Here is a 6,232-nt window from a genome sequence, read left to right as displayed (position 1 = left end):
TGCGTTGGATATAGTGTTTAAGGTGGTCTGCGGCGGCATCGGTATTGCATTGCTCACACCTTAACAGGGCGTTATGTAAATGGAGAAAAAATGACACTTCAGGATTTGGAAAGTATATCTGTTATTGCTGCTTCTTGGTTTGGTATTTGTGCCACCGTCGTAAGCATCTTTAAAAAGAGTAAACCAGAAACTGGCTTGAATGAATCGACAAGTAGTTCTTCAGGTAAATCTGACCGGATTTCGCTACTAAAAAGACTTTGGAAATACATTCTCGCAATATTCCTGTTTTGCTTCGCAATCATCCGAAATGTTACTGGCGAGTCAAGTGTGGACAAACTGGATGTTTTGTTAATTTCAGGGTGTGTAGGCGTAATAATCTTACTTCTAGTAAGGATGATGTATATCTATACATTATGGTCTGTCAGTAAGTACTTCGAAAAGGATTCGGCAGCCTATTAGAATTTACATAACAAGTTGTTCAAGAGGGATTCACAACGCGTGGCATTTTCACTGTGCGTTGGTTTTAGTGTTTAAGGCGGTATGCAGCAGCTTCGGTATTGCGTTGTTCACCCCTTAACAAGGCGTTAGAACTTACTACTCAAAAAATCATAGAGTTAGAAATGAAAGAGTTACTTTTATTATCAGTTTTGCTATTTGGAGCAAACGTTTTAGCACAAGAAAAAAGCGACTTTGATAGCTCCTATCAGGAAATCGTTCCTAATGGTCATACCATAATTGAGGCTATTCATGGTGACCTAAATGGAGATAGTCGAGACGATATTGTTTTGATGATACAAGGTACAGATCAAAACAAAATTGTCACTGATGAGCTCCGTGGTCAGTTAGATCTCAACCGAAGAGGAATTATTGTTGCTTTAAGAAATAACAACAAGTACGACGTTGTTGTTGAAAACGACAATTGCTTCTTTTCTGATGATGAAGATGGAGGTGTATATATGGTTCCATATATCGAAATAAGTATAAAAAAAGGAAACTTATATATTCATTTTGCACATGGTCGATATGGGTATTGGAGGTACAACTTCCGTTACCAAGATTCGGATCTTGAGTTAATCGGTTATGATGAAAGCGCTAATCGAGGTCCGAGAGTAGAGGAAGTTACTAGCATTAACTATCTGACAAAAAAGATGCTCACTAAAGAAAATGTTAATGAGCTTGACGATTATGACCCCATATTTAAAGAGGAGTGGTCAACCTTTGTCCTTGAACACAGGTTTAAGTTAAGTCAAATCAGCGACTTTACTGAATTTGGTGATGGTGTCAGAAATTAATAGACTCGCACCGAGACGTAATTCTAACAAACTGTTTAAGAGTGATTCGCAACGCGTGGCACTTTTACTATGCGTTGCGTTTAGTGTTTAAGGTGGTATACGGAAGCATCGGTATTGTGTTGCTCACCCCTTAACAGGGCGTTATGTGCTTGGAGGAAAAATAGAATATTTTCAGTACTATGGAATCGACTGGGTTGCAATGGTACTTACGTTTCTTGCAATTTGGCAAATTGGAAATAAGAACAAAATCGGTTTCATTTTAATGATGTGCGGTAACACTAGTTGGGTAGCAGTTGGTTATCTTACTGGCAGTGTGGCAATGATAATTGCAAATATCATCTTTTTCTCAATGAACCTTAGAGCAATCATCAAATGGTCGACGCCAGAGAAAGAGCCTAAAGTTAGTGTTGCTGAGCAGTCATCTACAAGCTAGAAGTTCGCACATAACAAACTGTTCAAGAGGGATTCGCAACGCGTGGCATTTTCACTATGCGTTGATTTTAGTGATTAAGGTGGTTTGCGGCGGCCTTTGTATTGCGTTGCTCACCCCTTAACAGGGCGTTATACGGAGATATGAATATTGAAGAACGTTGAAGCTTTTTTGGTTAATTCCTTTACTTCGAATGGAACTGGTGGGAATCCTGCTGGTGTAGTGCTTCACGCTGATCACTTGTCGAACGAAGAAAAATTACAAATAGCACAAATTGTAGGTTATTCGGAAACTGCGTTTGTATCTCGCGATGACGAAGCCGACTTTGAGCTGTCTTTTTTCACCACAACAGGTGAAGTTGATTTCTGTGGACACGCCACCTTGGCGGCATTTTCGACAATGTATCAAGACGGGAGCATAACTGAAGGTAAATACCTACAAAGGACTAAAGCAGGTTTGCTGGTGGTAACTATAGAGGCTAATGGTCATATAGTTATGGACCTGAAGTTACCAGAATTCCGTGGCGAGTTTAGTTATGAAGTTATATCAGCGTTAATTGGACTAGATTCGACACTACTTGAGTCAAGTCGGTTACCGATTGAAGTTATTTCAACAGGCCTCGCTGACATTATTGTTCCAGTGCCTTTTGGGTATCTTGATCAAATCCAACTGAATGAAAAATTAACCAGTGAGTTCTGTGAAAGGCATGGTGTCATTGGTATACATGCTTTTGAGCTGTGTGAGAACACAAGTGAAGTGACTGCTAGTTGTCGTAATTTCGCTCCATTGGTTGGGATCCCAGAGGAGTCAGCGACAGGAAGTGCGAGCGGTGCATTAGCTTGTTACTTAGCCAAACACCTTCCTAGTACACATTCCAAGAATTTTACTTTTGAGCAAGGTCGGGCAATGGCCTGTGTTTCAAGAATTACAGCGTCTGTGGAGTCGAACGACCAGGGAATCATTAAGGTTAAGGTTGGTGGTGTTGCTCATAAAATCGGTAGGCAGGAAATCTCCTTATAACAAAGCATTTAAGAGTGATTCGCAACGCTTGCCGTTTTCGCTTCGCTCAAAGTATAGGCAAGCACTACTCACACCTTAATGCGGCGTTAGGCATCAAAGGTTACAAATGTACAGCTCGATATTGATACTATTGTATGGTCTTTTGGTTTCACTTGGTGCAGTTTCGGGTACTTGCACACAGGGAGATGATGGGCGTTTTTATGCTTCGATAATGTATGGTTCAGTACTGTTCATTCTCATCATAGTCAGACTTCTTCGTGAAAATAGAGGTTCACAACTTATATGGACTACGCCCTTAATTGCTTTGTTAGCTGCTATGTCGATAACTTATTTCTGGGCTCCTTTTGTAATTGAAACAACCATAGAAGGTCATCATTTGTGTGGCAAAGAATTTGATTCTCATTTGGTAGAGTCTGATGTCTGGTCTAGAAGCATACCAACGCTTCATATTGTTTTCTCGTTGGCTATTTTCATGCTTTCATTTTGGAAGTTAATTAGGTGCAAAATGGGTAAGTAGTTTGTGGTGACAAGATGCCTAACAAACTGCTCAAGAGGGACTCGCAACGCGTGGCATTTTTACTATGCGTTGGTTTAAGTGATTAAGGTGGTATGCGGCGGCCTTGGTATTGCGTTACTCACCCCTTAGCAGGGCGTTAGGCTGCACATCGTGTTCATCAGATTTAGAGGACTTATGACGAAAATTCTTGTTGAGAGCTACAATTCTGAAAGGGTTCATAATAAAGAGCTAAAACAATTGCTTTCGAGTGCAGAATTAAATATTGATGTAGCTACGGCTTACCTTACAGATACAAATATGATTGATACAACTAATGGAGTAAAAGTTAGATTGTTGACGTCAGTGTCAAGTGCCGATTTGATTTCTGGAGCCACTAGCTTAGAGGCTTTACGTTGGCTTTTAATGAACAAAGTTAATATTCGGGTTTTACCGAGCTACCCAAAATTTCACGCTAAGGTTTACATATCTGATAAGAGAAAGGCTATTGTATCGTCAGCTAATCTAACTCATAACGGTGTTAATAATAATATCGAAGTTGGGGTAGCACTTGAAGGTGAAACACTTCAAGAACTATGTGATTGGTATGAAACGATTTGGCAACAAGCTTCACCATTAACAATAGATTTACTCGACTCTTTATCTCAGAGTATTGGGGAAATTGAGTCTGAGTTGTCACTTGTAAAGCAACAAATGCGGTCGTTGGACAAACGTATTAACTCTCTGATTGATATACCCGCTTCCAAATTGCTCGAGTTAGATAATCGTTCAAGGAAGTTCTTCATATGTAATAGCGACCGAAGAAACGGAACAAGAACTGCTGATGGAGGTTATCTACATGAGGAGCTAATGCTATCTTTGGGTGTTGCTATGGCGTGGGAAAACTTTAGTTATCCTCAACACATGTCTAGAGCAAGTGTTGGTGATGTTGTCTTCTTATTTGCTAAACGCAAAGGCATCATTGCAATAGGACTAGTTACTGAGCCGGTAACTATTGCTGATGGGGTAAGCAAAGAGCGATTCTCAAGTGTTGCAGATACCAGAGAGTGGAGAGTCTCGGTTAATTGGATAACACAGCGCAACAAATCTTTTGCCTACCATCTTGATAATCCTCCACAGTGGACATTCACAGATATATCAGACAGCAAGTATGCAGTGATAAGGAGTGGTGTATTAAATTACTTTTCCGAAGTAGGTTCTGCCTAACAAAGCGTTTAAGACGGATTCCCAACGCTCGGCATTTTCGGCTTACTTTAGGTTAAGTGTTTATGTCACAATGGTTTAGGTAGGGTGGTTAGCGTTGCTCACCACTTAACGCGGCGTTAGGCTTTTTCGAACAAATTTACATAAAGAGGTGGTAATGAATATATTTATTGGTGGTAACCCACTTACCAAGAAAGATGATAATACAGTTATTTATACTCAGCCGAAATTTATGCCACCTTTGACATCATTGGAATCTTTTCCGAATATTAAAAAATCCGATGTGCCATATTTCATTGAAAATCTTTACTTTCTAACAATGGAGGGAAATGGTTTTTCATACTTTTACCCCAATACAGAAACAGGAATAAATTTATGTCGATTTGAATGGCATTATGAACATAAAAACAATCCCTATGAGCTTAGAGTGGGAATCTCATTCAAGGTTTTGAAAGGCTCGCTAAATGATATCGGTTTTTATATTGTACCTCATGCTCATTATGGGGACTTAGAGAAAGAAAGAGACAGTTATGAACTGGAAGATGAGGAATATAATAAAATAATTGACAATATCAATTATAAAATTGAACAGGCGTTATTGCGCGTCAAAACACAACCTAAAAAAATGTTTAATATCTTATATTATGTACAATTAGGGACTGTCGTTACAGATTTGATAGAGGTTAGCCCTACTATGTACCTGTTACCTTCTAGAATTGTTGATGGAAAAGTAGTATCTGCAGTTGTCATTAAAGGGGTTGGTCACTCATATCTATCTGCGAAACGATTTTCTGATGAAAAAGTAAACTTTTTATGTGCTGTTATGACATTGGTTGTGTATGGTGCAAAGGTTACTCATATAGAAAGGTATCCCTCTCACATTACACCAGCCGATAAGCATTTTGACCTAACGAAGGAAAATATAGATAAGTTCTACCCCGACACAGATACACGTATATCTGATAGTAACTGTCTAACAGATGAAAATATTGAGTTTATTTCTAGTCTACTTGCGTCATTCGACATGCTACCTAGCGCCAAGGATAAAAGAAAGATACTAAATATGTTGTTCTCATTTTATTCAGCCAAAGAAACTGAAGGGATTAACCAAACTGTTGGCTTGGTTAGTTATGTAGCTTGTCTTGATGCTATTGCAAAAGAGCTTTTCTCTGCATATAGAGATGAGCATGGTTCAAGGAAAGCTTTGGTTCATGCTATCGTAGAGCTCCTGTGTAAATCTGAGGAAGAAAGCGATATCGATAAGTGGTCAAAGAGAATTTATAATGACCATCGTTCCAGTTATGTACATGGCGCTAATATAAGGTTTGAAGCATTTTCGCAAAATATGGATGGTAAAAATTTTGCAGGGTTGCCAAAGGCTTTGCCGACAGAAGTAAAGCCAGTTTCTAAGCAGTATGAATACAATTCTGACTACATGATTTTAAAGAAAGTGACCTTAGCTGTGCTCGTAAGTTACATAGAAAGCGTCACAGGAGATTCACTACCTCATGTGATTTCAAACGAAGAAGTTACCTTTAAAACGGAGTCAACTCCGGAAGCCCACGTAAGTATGCCAAACAATGGTTGGGTACGCCTTACATGACAACAAGCCTAACAAAGCATTTAAGAGTGATTCGCAACGCTTGGCAGTTTCGCTTCGCTCAAGTATAGCCAAGCGCCGCTCACACCTTAATGCGGCGTTAGGCGACATGAGACAAACGATAGACTAGTGGGTAGTATCTTGGCGTGAATCTAGCTTCAGTTAACAGAAAA

General features: G+C 39.4%; 5 protein-coding genes. All 5 read left to right on the top strand.

Annotation, left to right across the window (positions count from 1 at the left end; all coding sequences use genetic code 11):
- Window positions 1-620: 620 nt before the first annotated feature.
- The 5 genes from R7E29_RS16705 (at window position 621) to R7E29_RS16685 (ending at window position 6,062) form a co-directional block, all read left to right on the top strand.
- The gene (locus tag R7E29_RS16705; RefSeq protein WP_017634336.1) at window positions 621-1,292 is read left to right on the top strand and encodes a hypothetical protein; all 672 of its coding nucleotides are present in this window, start codon (window positions 621-623) and stop codon (window positions 1,290-1,292) included.
- Between the two features lie 160 nt (window positions 1,293-1,452).
- Complete coding sequence (locus R7E29_RS16700) at window positions 1,453-1,725, top strand: nicotinamide mononucleotide transporter (protein ID WP_005462157.1); 273 nt, start codon at window positions 1,453-1,455, stop codon at window positions 1,723-1,725.
- A gap of 147 nt (window positions 1,726-1,872) precedes the next feature.
- Complete coding sequence (locus R7E29_RS16695) at window positions 1,873-2,742, top strand: PhzF family phenazine biosynthesis protein (protein ID WP_017634334.1); 870 nt, start codon at window positions 1,873-1,875, stop codon at window positions 2,740-2,742.
- A gap of 691 nt (window positions 2,743-3,433) precedes the next feature.
- A complete protein-coding gene (locus R7E29_RS16690; RefSeq protein ID WP_017634300.1) occupies window positions 3,434-4,462 on the top strand; it encodes a phospholipase D family protein in 1,029 nt (342 codons plus the stop codon).
- Window positions 4,463-4,616: 154 nt separating this feature from the next.
- On the top strand, window positions 4,617-6,062 hold the full coding sequence (locus R7E29_RS16685) for a hypothetical protein (protein WP_213906818.1): 1,446 nt from the start codon (window positions 4,617-4,619) through the stop codon (window positions 6,060-6,062).
- Window positions 6,063-6,232: the final 170 nt, after the last annotated feature.

This window comes from Vibrio sp. Vb1729, from assembly GCF_033338655.1.
Classification (GTDB): Bacteria; Pseudomonadota; Gammaproteobacteria; order Enterobacterales; family Vibrionaceae; genus Vibrio; species Vibrio alginolyticus.
The sequence above is the reverse complement of the archived record's forward strand: the minus strand, read 5'-3'. Positions and strand labels throughout refer to the sequence as shown.

What these genes read in the sequence shown, in the direction of transcription:
- R7E29_RS16705 (WP_017634336.1), top strand. Translation starts at nt 621, where the DNA reads ATGAAAGAGTTACTTTTATTATCAGTTTTGCTATTTGGAGCAAACGTT.
- R7E29_RS16690 (WP_017634300.1), top strand. Translation starts at nt 3,434, where the DNA reads ATGACGAAAATTCTTGTTGAGAGCTACAATTCTGAAAGGGTTCATAAT.
- R7E29_RS16685 (WP_213906818.1), top strand. Translation starts at nt 4,617, where the DNA reads ATGAATATATTTATTGGTGGTAACCCACTTACCAAGAAAGATGATAAT.